Raw genomic sequence first — 19275 nt, forward strand, 5'->3', positions numbered from 1 at the left:
TCCTGATGCGACCTGGGGACAGGTTAGCGCACCCATGTGACATCTGCGTAGGGGCGCGCGTTCCTGTAGAGCCGAGCCAATGCTCGGCTGCTGTACCGCATGCCCCCGCAGCCGAGCATGGGCTCGGCTCTACAAAGGCACCCGCCGGTTGCAAGGGCGCCAACTGGCACCCACCGGTAGCGCCGGGCCATGCCCGGCGGACCTGCCGTCAGAAGATATCGAACGCGGCTGCGTCTGCCTGCGGGGTGCTCTGCAGGTTGAGGTCGTAGTCGGTCAGGCGGTCCATGTCTTCCACCTTCACCCATTCCACGGCGCCGTTCAGCGTGGCCTGGACCATGCCGCTGGGCGGGTCGTTCTGCGCGATCGGGGTGTCCTTCAGCGCGGTGCGCATGTAGTCGATCCAGATCGGCAGGGCGGCCTTGCCACCGTATTCGCGGTAACCCAGCGAACGGAAGTCGTCGCGGCCCACCCAGACGGTGGTCACGTACGGGCCACCGAAGCCGGAGAACCAGGCATCGCGGTGGTCGTTGGTGGAACCGGTCTTGCCGCCCACGTCCTCACGGCCCAGCACCTTGGCCGCCGTACCGGTACCGCGCTGGACTACGTCGCGCATCATCGACACCAGCTGGTAGGCGGTGCGGGCGTCGATCGCGCGCGGGGCGGTGCGGGCATCCGGGTTGGTCGGCGCGGCCGGGGTTTCGGTGGCCGGCTTGGCCGCGGCGGTGGCATCGGGCTTGGGCGCCGGGGCGCCGAAGTTGAAGCCATCCACCACCTGATTCACCGGCTGGTCGCTGCTGCCGGCGCACTCGCGGCAGGCCAGGGCCGGGTTTTCCTTGAACACCAGGTTGCCGTCACGGTCGCTCACCTGGTCGATCAGCCAGGTGTCCACGCGCGAGCCGCCGTTGGCGAACACGGCATAGCCACGGGCCACCGACAGCGGGGTGAGCGAGGCGGTACCCAGCGACATCGACAGGTTCGGCGGCAGCTCGGATTCGGCAAAACCAAACTCGCTGATGTACTTGCGCGCATAGTCCACGCCCATGCCGTCCAACAGGCGCACCGACACCAGGTTGCGCGACTGCACCAGGGCTTCACGCAGGCGCATCGGGCCGCGGAAACCGCCACCATCGTTCTGCGGCGCCCAGGTCTTGCCGCGGCGGTCGCGGAACACGACCGGGGCGTCCAGCACGATCGAGGCCGGGTTGTAGCCCTTGTCGAAGGCGGCCGCGTAGACGAACGGCTTGAAGCTCGAACCCGGCTGGCGGCGGGCCTGGGTGGCACGGTTGAACTTGTTGCCGGAGAAGCTGAAGCCACCCACCAGCGCCTTCAGCGCGCCGCTGTGGGCGTCCAGCGAGACCAGGGCGGACTGGCCGCGCGGAATCTGGTCCAGCAGCCATTCGCCTTCCTTGGCGCCGGCGCGCACGCGCACGATGTCGCCGCGCTGCACCAGCTTGCCCGGGGTCTTGTTGGTCCACTTGGCCGCGCCGGCCGGCAGCACGATCTCGCTGCGGTTGGCCAGCACCACGGTGGCACTGCCATCGGCGCCGGTGCTGGCCACGATGGCCGGCAGCAGGCCGGCCTGGCTGAACGTGCCGCGCAAGTGCTCGGCCAGGGCCGCGGCGTCGTCGCCGGCACCCAGCTGGACCTGCTTTTCCACGCCGTGCCAGCCGTGGCGGTGGTCGTACAGCAGCAGGCCGTCACGCACGGCCAGGTTGGCCGAGGTCTGCAGGGTCGAATCGATGGTGGTGGTGACGTGGTAGCCCTTGTTGACCACATCGCCGCCGAAGCGGGCGATCATTTCCTGGCGCACCAGCTCGGCCACGTACGGGGCGTCGACCTGCACCGGCGGTTCGTGCGCGGTGGCGTGCATCGGCACGGCCTTGGCCGCGTCGGCTTCGGCCTGGCTGACGAACTTCAGGTCGGCCATGCGCTGCAGCACGTAGTTGTCGCGGCGCTGGCGGGCACGTTCCGGGTTGGAGATCGGGTTGCCCGAGGAGGGGAACTTGGGGATGCCGGCCAGCGAGGCCATTTCGTCCAGGTCCAGCTCGTTCAGCTTCTTGCCGTAGTAGAACTCGGCCGCTGCGGCCACGCCGTAGGCGCGGTTGCCGAAGAAACTCTTGTTCAGGTACAGCTCGAAGATCTCGTCCTTGCTCAGCTCGGACTCGATCTTGCGGGCCAGCAGGATCTCGGCCAGCTTGCGGGTGTAGCTGTATTCGGAGCTGAGGAAGAACTGGCGGGCGACCTGCTGGGTGATGGTCGAACCACCGGGCACGCGCTTGTCGCTGGTGGTGGCCAGCAGCCAGACCGCGCGGGCGATGCCCTTGTAGTCCACGCCCCCGTGTTCATAGAAGCGGGCGTCTTCGGTGGCCAGGAAGGCCTTCTTCAGCTTGTCCGGCACGTCCTTCATGGTGATGGGGGTGCGCCGGGTTTCGCCGAACACCGCCATCAGCTTGCCGTCGGAGGCATAGACGTACATCGGCTCCTGCATTTCCACGTCGCGCAGGGTCTGCACGTCGGGAAGCTTGGACGATACGGCGTAGTACAGGCCGCCCACGGCGGCGGCACCGACCAGGGCCAGGACCAGGACAACAAGGAAGATCCAGCGCAGCCAGCGGCGGAGACGAGTCATCGGTGACAGATTCCGATTGCGAATTTCGTGGTCGCAGAGTATAGATTACGCAAGGTGGCGGCTGGGGTCGGCACCGGGGAACGCAAGGGGAATTGCCAGGGGCTGCATCGTGAACCTGTGAGGGACTTCACAGCAGGGCGGTTGTCATTTGCTAAGAATACGTTATTAATGCGCGGACGCAGCTCTTGCGTCCAAGTGCCCGTCGGCAGGGGAGAAACCGTGGGGCTCATCCCAAAAAGTCAGTCGCCGCTCATTGGCGTCGACATCAGTTCGACTGCGGTAAAGCTGTTGCAGCTTTCCCGCAGCGGCAACCGTTTTCGCGTGGAACATTACGCCGTGGAACCGTTGCCGCCGAATGCTGTGGTCGAAAAGAACATCGTCGAAGTGGAGGCCGTGGGTGAGGCCATCCGCCGGGCGATGAACCGTTCCGGCAGCAAGGCCAAGCAGGCCGCTGCGGCTGTGGCCGGTTCGGCGGTGATCACCAAGGTGATCCCGATGCCGGCCGACCTGGACGAAAGCGATATGGAAGCCCAGATCGAGCTGGAAGCGGTCAACTACATTCCGTATCCGATCGAGGAAGTGAACCTGGACTTCGAGGTGATCGGGGCGATCCCGAACAACCCGGAAATGGTCCAGGTGCTGCTGGCGGCCTCGCGTTCTGAGAACGTGGAGCTGCGCCAGTCTGCGCTGGAGCTGGGCGGTCTGCAGGCCCGGGTGATGGACGTGGAGGCCTTCGCGGTCGAGAACGCCTTCGCCCTGGTGGCCAGCGAACTGCCGGTGTCCAGCGACGGGGTGGTGGCCCTGGTCGACATCGGCGCCACCATGACCACCCTGAACGTCCTGCGCGGCGGCCGTAGCCTCTACAGCCGTGAACAGGTGTTCGGTGGCAAGCAGCTGACCGACGAGATCATGCGCCGCTATGGCCTGAGCTACGAGGAAGCCGGCCTGGCCAAGCGCCAGGGTGGGCTGCCGGAAAGCTACGAGATGGAAGTGCTGGAGCCCTTCAAGGAGGCCACGGTCCAGCAGATCAGCCGCCTGCTGCAGTTCTTCTACGCAGGCAGTGAATTCAACCGGGTCGACCACATCGTGCTGGCCGGCGGTTGTGCGGCCCTGGCCGGCCTGCCGGAAATGGTCGAGGAACAGCTGGGCGTGCCGACCGTGGTGGCCAACCCGCTGGCGCAGATGACCCTGGGCCCGAAGGTGCAGGCGCACGCGCTGGCCCAGGATGCCCCTGCGCTGATGATCGCCACCGGTCTGGCACTGAGGAGCTTCGACTGATGGCACGCATCAATCTATTGCCCTGGCGCGCCGAACGGCGCAAGCAACGCCAGCGCGAGTTCGGCGTCATGCTCGGCATGGCCGCGCTCGGCGGGCTGCTGCTGTCGCTGCTGATCTGGTTCTACTACGACATGCAGGTCAGCGGGCAGGTCAACCGCAACGCCTACCTGCAGTCGGAAATCGACAAGGTCATGCTGCAGAACGAGGAGATCAAACGCCTCGACGAGCAGAAGAGCCGCCTGCTGGCGCGCAAGGCTGTGATCGAACAGCTGCAGGCCAAGCGTTCGCAGATGGTCCATCTTTTCGACGCACTGGTCCGCACCATCCCCGATGGCGTGGTGCTGACCGCGCTGCAGCAGGATGGCGACATGCTCACCCTGGAAGGCCGCACGCAGTCCAACGCCCGCGTTTCGGCCTACATGCGCAACCTGGAAGTGTCCGGCTGGATGACCAACCCGGAACTGTCGATCATCGAGGCCAGCACGCCTGACAAGGACAAGGATGTGCGTCCGGGCGGCCCGGTGGCGGACATCAAGGCCCTTCCGTATGTGTTCAAGGTGACGGTCAAGCTGCCCGCGCAGAGCGACGAAGTCGCCACCGCCGGGCTGAACCCCGATGGCAGCGTGGCCAGCCCGGATGCCGCCGCACCGGTCGTGGCGCCGCTGTCCGCTGGCCCCGATGCCGCTGCACCGGCTGCACCGGCTGCACCAGCAGGCAATCCCGCTGCCGCTCCGGCCCCGGGCTCTGCACCGGCACCGGCTGCTGCACCGGGCAACGCCCCGGCCACCAAGCCGGCACCGGCAGCACCGGCCGCCGCGCCGCAGGCACCGCCCAAGCCTGAGGGCAGCCGTCTGGCACAGCCGCCGCAGGCCTTCCATGCCCCGTTGCAGGGGGACCGCGCATGAGCAAGAAAGTCGAACTCAAGAACCTCGATTTCAACGACATCGGCAACTGGCCGCAGAAGGCCAAGATCGTCTTCTGCGCCCTGGTCGCACTGGTCATCATGTTCGTCCTGTACATGCTGATGATCAGCGGCAAGCGCGAAGAGCTGGCCGGCCTGGAGTCGCAGGAAGTCGCCCTGCGCGACAAGTTCAGCGAGGAACAGAAGCGCGCGGTCAACCTGGAGCCGCTCAAGCAGCAGCTGGCGCAGATGGAGCAGGTCCTGCAGCAGATGCTGCGGCAGCTGCCCAGCAAGACCGAGATGCCGGACCTGATCATCGACATCTCGCAGACCGCGCTGTCCAGCGGCCTGACCAACCAGCTGTTCGAGCCGGAACAGGAGCAGATCAAGGAGTTCTACGCCGAAAAGCCGATCAAGCTGAAGATGGTGGGCAGCTACCACCAGTTCGGCGCGTTCGTCAGCGGCGTGGCCTCGCTGCCGCGGGTGGTCATCCTGACCATGCACGACATCAACCTGAAGCCGGCCGACAAGACCGGTGGCAGCATACGCGCCGGTGCGTTGGAACTGTCCGGTACGGTCAAGACCTACCGTTACCTGGATGAGTCGGAGATCGTCGAACAACAGAAGGTTGAACCGGGCAAGGAGGCGCAGAAGTGATCCGTTCCTTCATTGCACGGGGTGGCATGGCGATGGCGGTGCTGCTGCTGGCCGGTTGCGGCCGCGGCATCACCAGCACGCCGGGCGACGCCCCCAATCTGGAAAAGTGGGTTGAAAGCGAGCGCGCACGGCCGGCACAACCGTTGGATCCGTTGCCGGTGATGCAGCAGTTCGAGACCTTCGAGTATTCCGCGCAGGGCATGCGCGATCCGTTCACCGATGCCTGGACCAATCCGCAGCAGGGGGCTGGCGGAACGCGTCCGGACCCGAACCGGCGCAAGGAACCCCTGGAAGGTTTCCCGCTGGATGCACTGGACATGGTTGGCACCATCGGCACCGGGGGCGGCACTGTGGCCCTGGTGATGGGGCCGGACAAGGTCACCTACCGGGTCCGCCCCGGTGGCTACCTTGGGCAGAGCGACGGGCGGGTCACCGCGGTCTACGAAGACCGCGTGGAACTGATCGAACTGGTGCCGGACGGTGCGGGGGGCTGGCTGGAACGTCCGGCCACGCTCGCGCTCGATGATCAATGATCGTTTACTGGGGATAGCACGATGACTTTTCACCAAGCCAAGGGGCTGCGACCCATCCGGCGCTCTACCTTGAACCGCATCAGCGCGCTGGGAGTCGCGCTGATGCTGGCCTGCGCACCCGCGCTGGCCGCCGCACCGGCCGAAAAGCCGGCCAGCACGGCTGTGGCAACGCCGGCCGCCGCGCCGGCGTCGCTGGCGGTGCAGCGGATCGATTTCAAACGCGGTGATGACGGCAGCGGCCGCCTGATCGTGCAGTTCGATGGCCAGGGCGCAATCCCTGACCTGCGCACGCAGGGCAACAGCGTGGTGGTCGACGTCGGCAATGCCCGGCTGCCGGCCAACCTGCAGAAGCCGATGAACGTCACCGACTTCGCCACGCCGGTGCAGCGCATCGACGCCATGCCGTCCGGCGCCGGCACCCAGCTGGTGCTGAGCACCGGTGGTGCGGTCGAATCGCTGGCTTACCAGAGCGGCAACGAGTACGTGGTGGAGATCAGCCCGAAGCAGGCCCAGGCCGCCGTCGGTGCCGTCACCGCCGGCAGCGTCAGCCAGGCTGCCAAGGGCGTGCCGCAGCGCGGTTACAGCGGCAAGCCGGTCACCTTCAACTTCCAGGACGTGCCGGTGCGCACCGTCCTGCAGCTGATCGCCGAAGAATCCAATCTGAACGTGGTGGCGTCCGATTCGGTGCAGGGCAATGTGACCCTGCGCCTGGTCAACGTGCCGTGGGACCAGGCGCTGGACATCGTGCTGCGTGCCAAGGGCATGGACAAGCGTCGTGATGGCAGCGTCATCTGGGTCGCCCCGCAGTCCGAACTGGCCAAGTTCGAGCAGGAGAAGGAAGACGCGCGCATCGCCATCGAGAACCGCGAAGACCTGGTGACCGACTACGTACAGATCAACTACCACAGCGCCACGCAGATCTTCAAAGCGCTGACCGAAGCCAAGGGCATCGGCAATACAGGCAACGGTGGTTCCGGCGGCGGTAGCGGTTCGACCAACCAGGAAGACAGTGGCTTCCTGTCCTCGCGCGGCCGCATCGTCGCCGACGAGCGCACCAACACCCTGATGATCAGCGACATCCCGAAGAAGATCGCGCGCATGCGCGAGCTGATCAACGTGATCGATCGCCCGGTCGACCAGGTGCTGATCGAGAGCCGCATCGTCATCGCCACCGATACCTTTGCCCGCGAGCTGGGCGCCAAGTTCGGCATCAGCGGCAGCCGCGACAACGTGTACTTCGGTGGCAACCTGGATTCCACGCTGAAGACCCGCAATTCGCAGGTGGAAACCGACGCGGCCAATGCCAAGGCCGAGCGCGACTGGCTGGCGGCCGGCGGCAATGGCCCCCGTCCGGTGCCGCTGGCCTCGGCCATCACCCGTGGCCTGAACTGGAACCTGCCGGTCGCCGCGACCAGCAACCCCGGTTCGCTGGCGCTGTCCATCCTCAACGCGGGCTACCTGCTGGACGTCGAACTGTCGGCCATGCAGGAAGAATCGCGTGGTGAAGTGATCTCCAACCCGCGCGTGGTGACCACCAACCAGCGCGAAGCGCTGATCAAGCAGGGTAAGGAAATCGGCTACGTCACCATCACCGGCGGTGGCGCCGGCGGCGCTGCCACGGCCAACGTGCAGTTCAAGGAAGTGGTGCTGGAGCTGAAGGTCACCCCGACCATCACCGACGACAACCGCGTGTTCCTCAACATGGCCGTGAAGAAGGACGAAGTGGACAGCTACATCGTCCTGGAAGGCTACGGCCAGGTGCCGACCATCAACCGCCGCGAGGTCAACACCGCCGTGCTGGTGGAAGATGGCCAGACCGTGGTCATCGGTGGCGTGTATGAGTTCACCGACCGCAGCAGCGTCAGCAAGGTACCGTTCCTGGGCGACGTGCCCTTCCTGGGCAATCTGTTCAAGAAGCGTGGCCGCACCAAGGACAAGGCCGAGCTGCTGGTCTTCGTGACCCCGAAGGTGCTGCGCGTGGCCAAGAAGAGCTGAGCCCGCCGGCACACGTTGCAGGAATCGGGGCCGCCATGTGCGGCCCCGCTTCGTTGTGGGGCCTGCCCGCCGCCGCAAGCCGGTCCACACCGATCCACGCCCTGCGGCGATGCTGTTCAGCCATCTTTGATGCCATCTCCCGACCGCCCTGCGATGATGTCGGGAACCCGTGCCGTCCCGCGCCGGTCAAAGGCCCCCATGAACCTGCCACCGCCGATGCCCGAAACCGCTTCCCCGCCGCCTGCGCCGGCCGACTCCCCGCTGCATGCCGCCTTCATCGCCCTGCGCGACGCGCTGTCGGCCGAGATCGTCGGCCAGGCCGCGCTGGTCGAGCGCCTGTTGATCGCCCTGCTGGCCGATGGCCATCTGCTGGTGGAAGGTGCGCCGGGGCTGGCCAAGACCACCGCGATCCGTGCCCTGGCCTCGCGCCTGGAAGCGGATTTCGCCCGCGTCCAGTTCACCCCGGATCTGCTGCCTGCCGATCTGACCGGCACCGAGATCTGGCGCCCGCAGGAGGGCCGCTTCGAATTCGTGCCCGGCCCGATCTTCCACCCGATCCTGCTGGCCGATGAAATCAACCGCGCACCGGCCAAGGTGCAGTCGGCGCTGCTGGAAGCCATGGGCGAACGGCAGGTTACCGTTGGCCGGCATACCTACGCCTTGCCGCCGCTGTTCCTGGTGATGGCCACGCAGAACCCGATCGAGCAGGAAGGCACCTTCCCCCTGCCCGAAGCGCAGCTGGACCGCTTCCTGATGCACGTGCGCATCGGCTACCCCGATCAGGCCGCCGAGTCGAAAATCCTGCGCCTGGCCCGCGAGCGTGCCCGTGGTGCACTGGGCGAGGCCGCACCGGCACCGGAAAAGCTGCCGATGCAGGCGGTGTTCGATGCACGGCGCGAAGTGCTGGACCTGCACATGGCGCCTGCGCTGGAACGCTATCTGATCGAACTGGTCCTGGCGTCGCGTGATCCCTCGCGCTACGACGCAGGGCTGGGCCGCCGCATCGCCTGGGGCGCCAGCCCGCGTGGCTCGATTGCACTGGAACGCTGCGCGCGCGCCCGTGCGTGGTTGGCCGGCCGCGATTTCGTCACCCCCGATGATGTGCGCGCCGTTGCCGCCGATGTGCTGCGCCACCGCGTGCTGCCCAGCTATGAAGCCACCGCCGAAGGCTGGGATGGCGAGCGCCTGGTGCAGGAACTGCTGGCCCGGGTGCCGGCACCCTGAGTCTGCGCATGTCCGATCCAACCCTGCCGCACACCACCAACGTCAGCGAAGGTGATGGCCTGCGCCCGCACCTGGCCGAACTGGTGGCCCTGCGCCGGCTGGCGCAGCGTCCGCCGCCGCCACGCCGTGGCCGTGCCGGCAATGCCGGCCAGGCGCCGTCGCCCCTGCGGGGGCGCGGCATGGAATATGCCGAGTCGCGCGAGTACGTGGCCGGCGATGATGCGCGCCACATCGACTGGCGGGTGACCGCGCGCACCGGGCGTGCACATACCAAGCTGTTCCAGGCCGAGCGCGAACGGGTCAGCCTGATCGTGGCCGACACCTCGCCGGCGCTGTACTTCGGCACGCGGGTGCGCTTCAAGTCGGTGCAGGCCGCACGTGCCGGCGCGGTGGCTGCATGGTCCGCGCAGCGCCGTGGCGACCGTATCGGCGCCCTGCGCGGCAGCGCCCACGAACCGCTGGTGGCACCCGCCGGTGGGCCGCGCGGCGTGCTGCGTGTGCTCGACGCACTCACCCGCTGGTACGCGCAGCCGCCCGCCGATGATCTAGGCCTGGAGCGCGCGCTGGAGCATGCCGGCCGCGTGCTGCGCCCCGGTGCACGCATGCTGGTTCTGGCCGATCCGCAGCAGGCCCTGCGCATTCCCGCGGTGCGCTGGAGCGCCCTGGCCCAGCACCACGACCTGAGCCTGCTGCTGCTGGTCGATCCACTGGAGCTGCAGCCCCCTTCGGCGCCGCTGCAGTTCCTGGCCGCGCAGCAGCGCATCGGCCTTGACCTGCGCCGCAGCGAAGTGCAGGCGCATTGGCGCAGCCACTTCGTTGAACCCATCGAGGCCCTGCGCAGGCAGCTGGCCGCGCGCCGTGTCGATGTGCAGGTGCTGTCCACCGATGCGCCCAGCGATGCCTGGCTGGCACCTGCGCCCACCGAGGTGCCGGCATGAGCGCCAACCTGCCGCTGCGCGATGTGCAGCTGCCGCCGGCGCCATCATGGTGGCCACCGGCGCCGGGCTATCTGATGATCGGCGGCGTGGTGCTGCTGTTGCTGGTGGCGATGGCCTTCCTGTGGTGGCAGCGCCGCCGACGCCGCCAACGCTGGTTGCAGCTGTTTGATCAGGAGCTGGCAAGCACCGCCGATGCCACTGCCGAACTGGCTGCCATCGCCGGACTGCTGCGCCGCGCCGCACGCTTGGCCCGCCCCGGCAGTGAGGCGCTGTACGACCAGGCATGGTGGCAGCGCATCGATCCCGGCGACCAGCTGGCCGAACCGCAGCGCCAGTTGCTGGCAGAAGGCGCCTACCGCCGGCAGGTGCCGGCCGAGGACATTGCCGGGATCCGCCGCTGGGCCCGCCAGCGCTACCTGGAACTGCTGCAGGAGCGCCGCCGATGAACCTGTTGGGGAGTTATTGGCCCTGGCCGGACCTGCAGCTGGCCTGGCCGCTGGCGCTGCTGGCGTTGCCATTGCCCCTGCTGATGCACTTCTGGAAGCGACGGGCAGAAGCCGGTGCCGCTCTGCGCGTGCCGTATGCCGCCAACGAACTGCAGGCGCTGGCCGGGGGCGGCCGCATCGATGCGTCCTGGCTGCGTACCGCGGTGCTGTGGCTGGCCTGGAGTACCCTGTGCGTGGCGATGGCACGCCCGCAGCAGCTGGGTGAGGCGATCACGCCGCCGCAGCAGGGCCGGCAGATGATGCTGGCGATGGACGTGTCCGGCAGCATGAGCGAGCCGGACATGGTGCTGGGCCCGCAGGCGGTGGAGCGCCTGACGGCGGCCAAGGCCGTCCTGGCCGACTTCCTGGACCGCCGCGCCGGCGACCGCGTTGGCCTGCTGGTGTTTGGCGACCGTGCCTACACGCTGACCCCGATCACCGCCGATCTGGCCAGCGTGCGTGACCAGCTGCGCGACAGCGTGGTGGGCCTGGCCGGGCGCGAGACCGCCATCGGCGATGCTATCGCCCTAGCGGTAAAGCGATTGCGCAGCCAGCCCGAGGGCCAGCGCGTACTGATCCTGCTGACCGATGGCGTCAGCAATGCCGGCGTGCTGGAGCCGTTGCGTGCAGCAGAGCTGGCGCGTGCCGAAGGCGTACGCGTGCACACGGTGGCCTTCGGGGGCGACGGCAGCATGCGCCTGTTCGGCATCCCCATCGCCAGCGACCGCGATCCGGTGGACGAAGCGACCCTGCGCAGGATTGCCGACATGACCGGGGGCCACTTCTTCCGTGCACGTGATACCGACGAACTGGCAGGCATCTATGCCGAGCTGGACCGGCTGGAACCGATCGCGTCGAAGGGCCCGACCCTGCGCCCGCGCGATGAACGTTACGCATGGCCACTGGCGCTTGCGCTGCTGCTGGGCAGCCTGGCCTGGCTGTGGCCGGAGCGCCGCCGATGATCGCCACCCTGCTGCAGACACTCGAAGCGGGCCTGCCCGACTGGAACGCCCTGCATTTCCTGCGCCCGGACTGGCTGTGGGCGCTGCTGGCCCTGCCGCTGATCCTCGCTGCCGTCCTTTACCGGCAGCGGCGCAGTGAGGCCTGGCGGCAGGCAGTGGATGCGCACCTGCTGTCGCATCTGCTGGTGGCCGGCGGCCACCGGCGTGCGCGCCTGCCGTGGGCGATCCTGCTGGGCTGGACGCTGGCGGTACTGGCGCTGGCCGGCCCCAGTTGGCGGCAGCAGGCGCAGCCGATGTTCCAGGCCGGTACCCCGCTGGTGGTGGTGCTGGACCTGTCCAGCCGCACCACCGCCACCGATCTGCCGCCGTCGCGCCTGCTGCAGGCACGGGCCAAGATCGGCGCGCTGCTGCGCGACCGGCAGGGCGGGCAGGTCGGCCTGGTGGTGTATGCCGATGATGCCTACACCGTGGCCCCGCTGACCGACGACACCAGCAACGTGGCGCTCTACTTGGACGCGCTGGCGCCGGACGTGATGCCGCGTGACGGCCAGCATGCCGATCGCGGCATCGACTGGGCCGCGCAGCTGCTGCGGCAGACCGGCTCGCTGCGTGGGCGCATCCTGTTGATCAGCGACCAGGCCGATGCTGCTGCGGCACTGGCAGCGGCGCAGGCCCGTGGGCTTGGCCTGCAGGTGTCGGTGCTGGGCCTGGGAACGCCGGCCGGCGCGGCCTACCGCGATGGCAACGGGCAGATCGCCCAGGCTGCGCTGGACGAAACCGGCCTGCGTGCGGTGGCCACGGCCGGTGGCGGGCGCTACCAGCGCATCGCCGCCGACGATCGTGACCTGCGCGCGCTGGGTGTGCTCGATGCCAGCGATGGCAGCGCACAGCAGCGCCCGGGGCAGGGCCGGCAGTGGCAGGACGAAGGCTTCTGGCTGCTGCCGCCGCTGATGCTGTTGGCGCTGCTGGCATTCCGTCGCCGTGCCGTGCTGGCTGCACTGCTGGCGGTGGGCCTGCTGCCGCTGTCCGGCAACCTGCACGCGCAAGCGCGCAGCACCGGCACTGCAGCGCCGGGCACGCTGTGGCAGCGTGCCGACCAGCGCGAACACCAGCGCATAGCCGAAGGCGTGCAGGCCTATCGCAACGGCGATTTCGACACGGCACGCGCGCGCTTTGATGGCATCGACAGTGATGCCGGCTGGTACAACCTCGGCAACGTGCTGGCCCGCAAGGGGGACTACGACGGTGCCATTGCCGCTTACGACCGCGCACTGGCCAAGCACCCGGGCATGGCCGATGCCGTGGCCAACCGTGCGGTGGTGGATGCGGCGCGCAAGCGCAGGCCCCCGCAGAACAAAGATCAGAAAGACACGTCCGGCCAGGACAAGGACCCAGGGCAGCAGAAGCAGAAGCCGCCGGGTCAGCAGGGGCAGCAGGACGGCAAGCAGCAGGACGGCAAGCAGCAGGACGGCAAGCAGGATCAGCAGGGCCAGCAAGGCCAGCAGGACCCGAAGCAGGGCCAGCAGGGCGCTCCGCAGAAGCCACCCCAGGGCGGCGGCGACAAGGACACTTCGCAGGCCGGGCCGCAGGGCGCCGATGCCAAGGCGCAGGCCCAGGCCGACGCAGAGCAGCGCCAGCGCATGCAGCAGGCCATGCAGCAGTCGAAGGCGGCCGAGCAGGGCACGCCCGCCGCGCGTGGCGATGGCCGCACCCCACAGCAGCGCGAGGAACAGCAGGCGGTGGATGCCTGGATGCGGCGCGTGCCGGATGATCCGGGCGCGCTGCTGCGCACCAAGTTCCAGCTGGAAAACGAACGTAGAAAGAAGGAAGGCCGATGACCCGCGTGCTGCTGACCCACGTGCTGCGCAGGACGCACCGCCGCGCGACACTGCTGCCGGTGCTGATCGTGCTGTTGTTGGCGTGGCTGCCACTGTCGGCGCTGGCGCAGACGCGCGCCTGGCTGGAGCAGGAAAGCATCACCGCCGGTGATTCGGTCACCCTGCACGTGGAAACCGACCAGGGAGCGCCGGACTACGCGCCGTTGAATGCCGATTTCGCGCTCAGCGCGCAGAGCAGCAGCCGCCAGGTGCAGTGGAGCAACGGCGGCATGCAGCAGCGCAACCTCTATACCGTATCGCTCACGCCGCGGCGCAGTGGCACCCTGCTGGTGCCGTCGCTGCAGGTCGGCAGCGTGCGCACCGAACCGCTGCAGCTGCAGGTCGGCGCCGGCACCCAGGCCACCGCGCAGAGCAACGCCACCGCCTTCGTCGAAACCGAAGTGGACGATGACAGCCCCTACGTGCAGCAGAGCGTGGGCGTGGTGGTGCGGCTGTATTTCGCCTCGCAGCTGGCGTCCGGCGAACTGGTGCTGGACACGCCCAGTGGCGCGTCGCTGCAGCGGGTGGGCGAAGACCGTACCGACGTGCGCCAGGTCAATGGCCGGCGCTACAACGTGGTCGAGCGCCGGTTCCTGCTGATTCCCGAGCGCAGCGGTCCGCTGCGCCTGCCCGGTGCCCGTTTCAACGGGCGCAGCGCCGGTGGCTTCTTCGATGACTTCTTCGGCAATGGCGGCGATGGCCGCATGAATGCCGTCAGCCCCGAACGTACCCTGCAGGTGCAGGCCCAGCCCGCGCAGGCGCCGCAACCGTGGCTGCCGCTGCATGGGCTGCAGCTGCGCTACACCAGCGCGCCGGACAGCGGCCGTGCCGGCGAAGCGGCGACCGTGGTGGTCGAGGCCATCGCCACCGGCGCCACCCGTGCGCAGTTCACCGATCTGCCGGTGCCGGACATGGGCGATGCAGCGCAGGTCTTCGCCGAACCGGCGCAGTACGACGAAACCTTCAACGGCAGCACGCCGCGGCTGAAGATCACCCGCCGCTACTCGATCGTGCCGCGCCAGGCTGGCACCCTGGTGGTGCCCGGGCCCAAGCTGCCGTGGTGGAACGTGGACAGCGGCAGCGCACAGCAGGCTGCCCTGCCGGACCTGAGCCTGCGGATTGCGGCCGGGGGGGCCGGTGCACCGGCCCCGCAACCCATCGATACCGACGCGGCGCTGCCCGGCGCGGAGGCCATGCCCAGCGCATCGACTGCCGTGCCGCTGGCCGCGGCCGCCACGCGGCCCTGGCCGTGGATCGCCGCAGCAGTGGGCTTGACCCTGTTGTGGCTGTTGACCCTGGCATGGGGTTGGCGGCGTGGACGCTGCGGACCCGCGGCGGCTCCGGTCCGGGCATCAACCACGGCTGAGGCGCCTGCGGTTTCGCGCGGCAGCGTGGCCGATCTGCGGCGGGCGCTGGATGGCGAAGGTTTCGACCAGGTCGAGGCGCGCCTGTGCGCCATGGCCGGCGTGGAGCGGCTGGAGCAGGTGATTGCGCGCCTGGCCGATCCGGCCCAGCGGCAGGTGTTGCTGGACCTGCAGCAGGCCCGCTGGGGCGGGCAGGGCGAGGTTGCGGCCCTGCGCGCCCGCCTGCGCGAGTGCTTCCGTGACGGACCGCACTGGTCGACGGCCGACCGCAGCGCCGACACTGGGCTGGCCCCGCTGTATCCCACCCGGCGAGGCTGAACCGGCGCGGCTTGCGCGCTTTGTTAGAGTAGATTCATTTTTCGAGGAACGCCGCGTATGACAGCAGCTGCTGCCGACAAGAAGAAGTTGCCCCTGCACTGGAAGATGGGCATCGGCTTTGCGATCGGCCTTGTCCTGGGCCTCACCGTGCACGCCCTGGGTGGCAGCGTCGACGGCCTGCAGACGGGCGCCAAGTGGGTCATGGACTACATCACCACGCCGGCATCGGGTCTGTTCCTCAACCTGATCTTCATGCTGATCGTGCCGCTGATCTTCTCGGCGCTGATCATGGGCGTGTCGGAGATGGGCGACATCCGCGCGCTGGGGCGCATCGGCTGGAAGACCCTGGCCTACACCGTGCTGCTGTCGGGCATCGCGGTGGCCATCGGCCTGGTGCTGGTCAACCTGCTCAAGCCCGGTGCCGGTGTCGATCCGCAGACGGCGGCGCTGATGCTGTCGGAGAACGCCGAGCGCAGCAAGGAAATCGTGGCCGGCATCCATGGCACGCCGAAGGGCATGGACATGCTGCTGTCGATCGTGCCGAGCAACGTGCTGCAGGCGGCGTCGGACAACGGCGCGATCCTGTCGCTGATGTTCTTCGCGCTGATGTTCGGCATCGGCATGGTGCTGACCGACGATGAGAAGGTTGCGCCGCTGCGCCGCGCCATCGAGGGCGTGTTCGAAATCTCGATGACCCTGATCAATCTGGTCATCCGCCTGGCTCCGTACGCGGTGGCCTGCTTCATGTTCAACCTGGCCGCGCTGTTCGGCTTCGAGCTGATCATCCGCCTGGGCGCCTACGTGGGCGTGGTGGTGCTGGCGCTGGGCCTGCACATGGTGGTGACCTATGGCGCGGCGGTGTGGCTGTCCGGTCGTTCGCCGCTGTCGTTCTTCCGCGATACGCAGGAAGCCACGGTGATGGCGTTCTCCACCGCGTCCAGCAATGCCACCCTGCCGACCGCGCTGCGCGTGGCTGACCAGATGGGCCTGCCGCAGCGGGTGTCGCGCTTCGTACTGACCGTGGGGGCCACCGCCAACCAGAACGGCACGGCGCTGTTCGAGGGTGTGACGGTCATCTTCCTGGCCCAGTTCTTCGGCGTGGACCTGAGCATCGGCCAGCAGGTGATGGTGATGGCGGTCTGCATTCTTGGCGGTATCGGCACGGCCGGCGTGCCGTCCGGTTCGTTGCCGGTGGTGGCCATGATCTGTGCCATGGTGGGTGTCAATCCGCTGGGTATCGGTCTCATTCTGGGTGTGAACCACTTCCTGGATATGTGCCGCACCGCACTGAACGTGACCGGCGACCTGGCCCTGACCACGCTGGTGGCCAAGGGTGAAGGCCACGACGGTCCGGATCTGACTGCGCCGCGCGATTGAACCCGCACTGAATGCCATGGATACTTGCCCGGCGCATGGAAGGCGCCGGGATTGGCGCCGTGCGAAAGGGAGCAGAAATGAGGATTTCGTATTTGATGGTGGCCGCACTCGGCCTGCTGGCCTTCGACGCCAGCGCCCAGAAGGCCTGTGAGACCAACTACACCAAGAGCGGCAGCTTCTTCGCCGGTCGCACCTTCACCACGTGGGACGTGGTGCCGACCGTGGCCCCGGCTGATGCCCTCAAGCGCATCCAGATCGAGGGTGTGAAGTCGGGCCTGAAGGTCGCCACCGTCGACAAGGACCTGGGCATGCTGACCTTCGAGCAGAACACCCAGCTCAACGGCGGCCAGATCACCCTGCCGTGGAACGTGCTGATCGAGGCCGAGGGCAAGGGTTCCAAGATCACCGTCACCAAGATGACCCCGCCGTCCTACGCCACCGGCGAAGACTTCCAGAAGAAGTCCATGTGCGGTGTGATCGAGGCGGCGACCGCCGGCAAGTAAGCCGGCCGCCAGCCTGTGAAGACGCCCCGCCCAGCGGGGCGTTTTCATTCCTGCCGGTGAACGCCGGCCCGCGGCCCGGTCGGCGGGGTGCAAGCGCCGGGACGCTCAAACTGCGACAATAGGCCGCCCGCACGTCCGCGGCCGCCTCCCGATTCCGACAGAACCATGACGCAGCCTACCCGTCGCCAGTTGGCCAACGCCATCCGCTTCCTTGCCGCCGATGCGGTTGAAACCGCAAAGTCCGGCCATCCCGGCATGCCCATGGGCATGGCCGACATTGCCGAAGTGCTCTGGAACGACTATCTCCGCCACAACCCGAACAACCCGCAGTGGTTCAACCGCGACCGCTTCGTGCTGTCCAACGGCCACGGGTCGATGCTGCAGTACGCGCTGCTGCACCTGAGCGGCTACGACCTGCCGATCGAGCAGCTCAAGCTGTTCCGCCAGCTGGGCAGCCACACCGCCGGCCACCCGGAACGCCATGAGACCCCGGGCGTGGAAACCACCACCGGCCCGCTGGGCCAGGGTTTCGCCAACGCCGTAGGCTTCGCCCTGGCCGAGAAGCTGCTGGCACAGCGCTTCAACCGCCCAGAGCTGGAAATCGTCGACCACCGCACCTGGGTGTTCATGGGTGACGGCTGCCTGATGGAAGGCGTGTCGCACGAAGCCGCCTCGCTGGCCGGTACCTGGGGCCTGCACAAGCTGGTCTGCTTCTGGGACAACAACCACATCTCCATCGACGGCAACGTCGAGGGCTGGTTCACCGACAACACCCCGGAACGCTTCGAAGCCTATGGCTGGAACGTGGTGCGTGACGTCGATGGCCACGACCCGGAAAGCATCAAGGCCGGCATCGAGGCCGCGCTGTCGCAGAGCGACAAGCCGACCCTGATCTGCTGCCGTACCACCATTGGCTTTGGTTCGCCGAACAAGGCGGGCAAGGAATCCAGCCACGGCGCCCCGCTGGGCAAGGACGAGCTGGAAGCCACCCGCAAGCAGCTGGGCTGGGAATACGGCCCGTTCGAGATTCCCGAAGCGATCTACGCCGGTTGGCGTGCGGGCGGTACCGGCACCCTGCGCCAGGCCGAATGGGAACAGCAGTTCGACAAGTACGCCGCGCAGTACCCGGCCGAAGCCGCTGAACTGACCCGCCGTTCGCACGGTGAACTGCCGGCCGACTTCGTCGCCAAGGCCGATGCCTACATCGCCCAGGTGGCCGCTGAAGGCGCGACCATCGCCTCGCGCAAGGCTTCGCAGCTGGCCATTGAAGCCTTCGCCCCGCTGCTGCCGGAAATCGTCGGTGGCTCGGCTGATCTGGCGCACTCCAACCTGACCCTGTGGAAGGGCAGCAAGTCGGTCGCCAGCGACGATGCCAACGCCAACTACGTGTACTACGGCGTGCGCGAATTCGGCATGACCGCCATTGCCAACGGCCTGGCCCTGCACGGTGGTTTCATTCCGTTCGATGCCACCTTCCTGGTGTTCAGCGATTACGCCCGCAACGGCGTGCGCATGAGCGCGCTGATCCCGGCCCATGCCATCCACGTCTACACCCACGACTCGATCGGCCTGGGCGAAGACGGCCCGACCCACCAGCCGGTGGAGCACCTGGCCTCGCTGCGCTACATCCCGAACAACGATGTGTGGCGCCCCTGCGATGCCGTCGAATCGGCCGTGAGCTGGAAGGCTGCGATCACCCGCCAGGACGGCCCGAGCTGCCTGGTGTTCAGCCGCCAGAACCTGCCGCACCAGCCGCGCAGCGCCGAGCAGATCGCCCAGATCGAGCGCGGTGGCTATGTGCTGGCCGATGCAGCCGGTACTCCGGATGTGATCCTGATCGCCACCGGTTCGGAGGTCTCGCTGGCCACCGAAGCCAAGGCCCAGCTGGATGCGGCCGGCGTGAAGACCCGCGTGGTTTCCATGCCGTCCAGCGACGTGTTCCTGCGCCAGGATGCGGCTTACCGTGAAGCGGTGCTGCCCAACGCCGTGCGCAAGCGCGTGGCGATCGAAGCCGGCGTCACCGGTTTCTGGCGCCAGTTCGTCGGCCTGGACGGTGCGGTGATCGGCATCGATACCTTCGGTGCCTCGGCCCCGGCCGATCAGCTGTTCAAGCACTTCGGCATCACCACCGACCACGTGGTGCAGGCTGCCAAGGCGCTGTAAGCTGCCCCGAAAAGCAGGAAAGGGAAAGGCCGGCGCAAGCCGGCCTTTCTCGTTCGGCGCAGTAGATCCAC

15 protein-coding genes are annotated in these 19275 nt (G+C 67.9%); 14 read left to right on the top strand and 1 reads right to left on the bottom strand.

What is annotated here, in order from left to right:
- Positions 1-208: 208 nt before the first annotated feature.
- Positions 209-2629 carry a penicillin-binding protein 1A gene (locus tag ACM2ZB_RS19455; RefSeq protein ID WP_416056646.1) on the bottom strand — a complete coding sequence of 807 codons (2421 nt, stop codon included), beginning with the start codon at positions 2627-2629 and terminating at the stop codon, positions 209-211.
- A 219-nt stretch (positions 2630-2848) separates the two neighbouring features.
- Here ACM2ZB_RS19455 and ACM2ZB_RS19460 point away from each other — a divergent pair, with 219 nt between their 5' ends.
- The 14 genes from ACM2ZB_RS19460 to tkt all read left to right on the top strand — a co-directional run bounded on the left by ACM2ZB_RS19460 (position 2849) and on the right by tkt (position 19204).
- Positions 2849-3907 (top strand): pilus assembly protein PilM, encoded by a 1059-nt coding sequence (locus ACM2ZB_RS19460; protein WP_345785139.1) that lies wholly within the window; start codon positions 2849-2851, stop codon positions 3905-3907.
- Positions 3907-4812, top strand: coding sequence for a PilN domain-containing protein (locus tag ACM2ZB_RS19465; protein WP_416056647.1), 906 nt, complete (start codon positions 3907-3909; stop codon positions 4810-4812). Before ACM2ZB_RS19460 ends, ACM2ZB_RS19465 begins: the two co-directional genes overlap by 1 nt.
- The gene (locus ACM2ZB_RS19470; protein WP_313442402.1) at positions 4809-5465 is read left to right on the top strand and encodes a type 4a pilus biogenesis protein PilO; all 657 of its coding nucleotides are present in this window, start codon (positions 4809-4811) and stop codon (positions 5463-5465) included. The genes ACM2ZB_RS19465 and ACM2ZB_RS19470 overlap by 4 nt, the downstream gene beginning before the upstream one ends.
- 26 nt (positions 5466-5491) lie before the next feature.
- Positions 5492-5998 (top strand): pilus assembly protein PilP, encoded by a 507-nt coding sequence (locus tag ACM2ZB_RS19475; protein WP_416058585.1) that lies wholly within the window; start codon positions 5492-5494, stop codon positions 5996-5998.
- A 21-nt stretch (positions 5999-6019) separates the two neighbouring features.
- Positions 6020-7993, top strand: a complete 1974-nt coding sequence (locus ACM2ZB_RS19480) for a type IV pilus secretin PilQ (RefSeq protein WP_416056648.1) — start codon at positions 6020-6022, stop codon at positions 7991-7993.
- Positions 7994-8191: 198 nt separating this feature from the next.
- Positions 8192-9217: an AAA family ATPase gene (locus tag ACM2ZB_RS19485; RefSeq protein WP_416056649.1), complete on the top strand. Its 1026-nt coding sequence runs from the start codon at positions 8192-8194 to the stop codon at positions 9215-9217.
- 8 nt (positions 9218-9225) lie between these two features.
- Positions 9226-10155: a DUF58 domain-containing protein gene (locus tag ACM2ZB_RS19490; RefSeq protein WP_416056650.1), complete on the top strand. Its 930-nt coding sequence runs from the start codon at positions 9226-9228 to the stop codon at positions 10153-10155.
- Positions 10152-10601 carry a DUF4381 family protein gene (locus ACM2ZB_RS19495; protein ID WP_416056651.1) on the top strand — a complete coding sequence of 150 codons (450 nt, stop codon included), beginning with the start codon at positions 10152-10154 and terminating at the stop codon, positions 10599-10601. Before ACM2ZB_RS19490 ends, ACM2ZB_RS19495 begins: the two co-directional genes overlap by 4 nt.
- Complete coding sequence (locus ACM2ZB_RS19500) at positions 10598-11602, top strand: vWA domain-containing protein (RefSeq protein ID WP_416056652.1); 1005 nt, start codon at positions 10598-10600, stop codon at positions 11600-11602. Before ACM2ZB_RS19495 ends, ACM2ZB_RS19500 begins: the two co-directional genes overlap by 4 nt.
- A complete protein-coding gene (locus tag ACM2ZB_RS19505) occupies positions 11599-13440 on the top strand; it encodes a VWA domain-containing protein (protein ID WP_416056653.1) in 1842 nt (613 codons plus the stop codon). Before ACM2ZB_RS19500 ends, ACM2ZB_RS19505 begins: the two co-directional genes overlap by 4 nt.
- Before the next feature lie 20 nt (positions 13441-13460).
- On the top strand, positions 13461-15161 hold the full coding sequence (locus tag ACM2ZB_RS19510; RefSeq protein ID WP_416058586.1) for a BatD family protein: 1701 nt from the start codon (positions 13461-13463) through the stop codon (positions 15159-15161).
- Positions 15162-15218: 57 nt separating this feature from the next.
- Positions 15219-16538 (top strand): dicarboxylate/amino acid:cation symporter, encoded by a 1320-nt coding sequence (locus ACM2ZB_RS19515; RefSeq protein WP_313442416.1) that lies wholly within the window; start codon positions 15219-15221, stop codon positions 16536-16538.
- Positions 16539-16615: 77 nt separating this feature from the next.
- Positions 16616-17041 carry a hypothetical protein gene (locus ACM2ZB_RS19520; protein ID WP_313442417.1) on the top strand — a complete coding sequence of 142 codons (426 nt, stop codon included), beginning with the start codon at positions 16616-16618 and terminating at the stop codon, positions 17039-17041.
- Between the two features lie 165 nt (positions 17042-17206).
- A complete protein-coding gene (gene tkt / locus ACM2ZB_RS19525) occupies positions 17207-19204 on the top strand; it encodes a transketolase (RefSeq protein WP_416056654.1) in 1998 nt (665 codons plus the stop codon).
- The last annotated feature ends 71 nt before the right edge of the window (positions 19205-19275 follow it).

The organism is Stenotrophomonas maltophilia (assembly GCF_047782825.1).
Taxonomy (GTDB): domain Bacteria; phylum Pseudomonadota; class Gammaproteobacteria; order Xanthomonadales; family Xanthomonadaceae; genus Stenotrophomonas.

Coding starts and splice junctions, on each gene's coding strand:
- ACM2ZB_RS19500 (WP_416056652.1), top strand. CDS start 10,598: ATGAACCTGTTGGGGAGTTATTGGCCCTGGCCGGACCTGCAGCTGGCC.
- ACM2ZB_RS19495 (WP_416056651.1), top strand. CDS start 10,152: ATGAGCGCCAACCTGCCGCTGCGCGATGTGCAGCTGCCGCCGGCGCCA.
- ACM2ZB_RS19485 (WP_416056649.1), top strand. CDS start 8,192: ATGAACCTGCCACCGCCGATGCCCGAAACCGCTTCCCCGCCGCCTGCG.
- ACM2ZB_RS19480 (WP_416056648.1), top strand. CDS start 6,020: ATGACTTTTCACCAAGCCAAGGGGCTGCGACCCATCCGGCGCTCTACC.
- tkt (WP_416056654.1), top strand. CDS start 17,207: ATGACGCAGCCTACCCGTCGCCAGTTGGCCAACGCCATCCGCTTCCTT.
- ACM2ZB_RS19515 (WP_313442416.1), top strand. CDS start 15,219: ATGACAGCAGCTGCTGCCGACAAGAAGAAGTTGCCCCTGCACTGGAAG.
- ACM2ZB_RS19465 (WP_416056647.1), top strand. CDS start 3,907: ATGGCACGCATCAATCTATTGCCCTGGCGCGCCGAACGGCGCAAGCAA.
- ACM2ZB_RS19470 (WP_313442402.1), top strand. CDS start 4,809: ATGAGCAAGAAAGTCGAACTCAAGAACCTCGATTTCAACGACATCGGC.
- ACM2ZB_RS19520 (WP_313442417.1), top strand. CDS start 16,616: ATGAGGATTTCGTATTTGATGGTGGCCGCACTCGGCCTGCTGGCCTTC.
- ACM2ZB_RS19505 (WP_416056653.1), top strand. CDS start 11,599: ATGATCGCCACCCTGCTGCAGACACTCGAAGCGGGCCTGCCCGACTGG.
- ACM2ZB_RS19475 (WP_416058585.1), top strand. CDS start 5,492: ATGGCGATGGCGGTGCTGCTGCTGGCCGGTTGCGGCCGCGGCATCACC.
- ACM2ZB_RS19490 (WP_416056650.1), top strand. CDS start 9,226: ATGTCCGATCCAACCCTGCCGCACACCACCAACGTCAGCGAAGGTGAT.
- ACM2ZB_RS19455 (WP_416056646.1), bottom strand. CDS start 2,629: ATGACTCGTCTCCGCCGCTGGCTGCGCTGGATCTTCCTTGTTGTCCTG.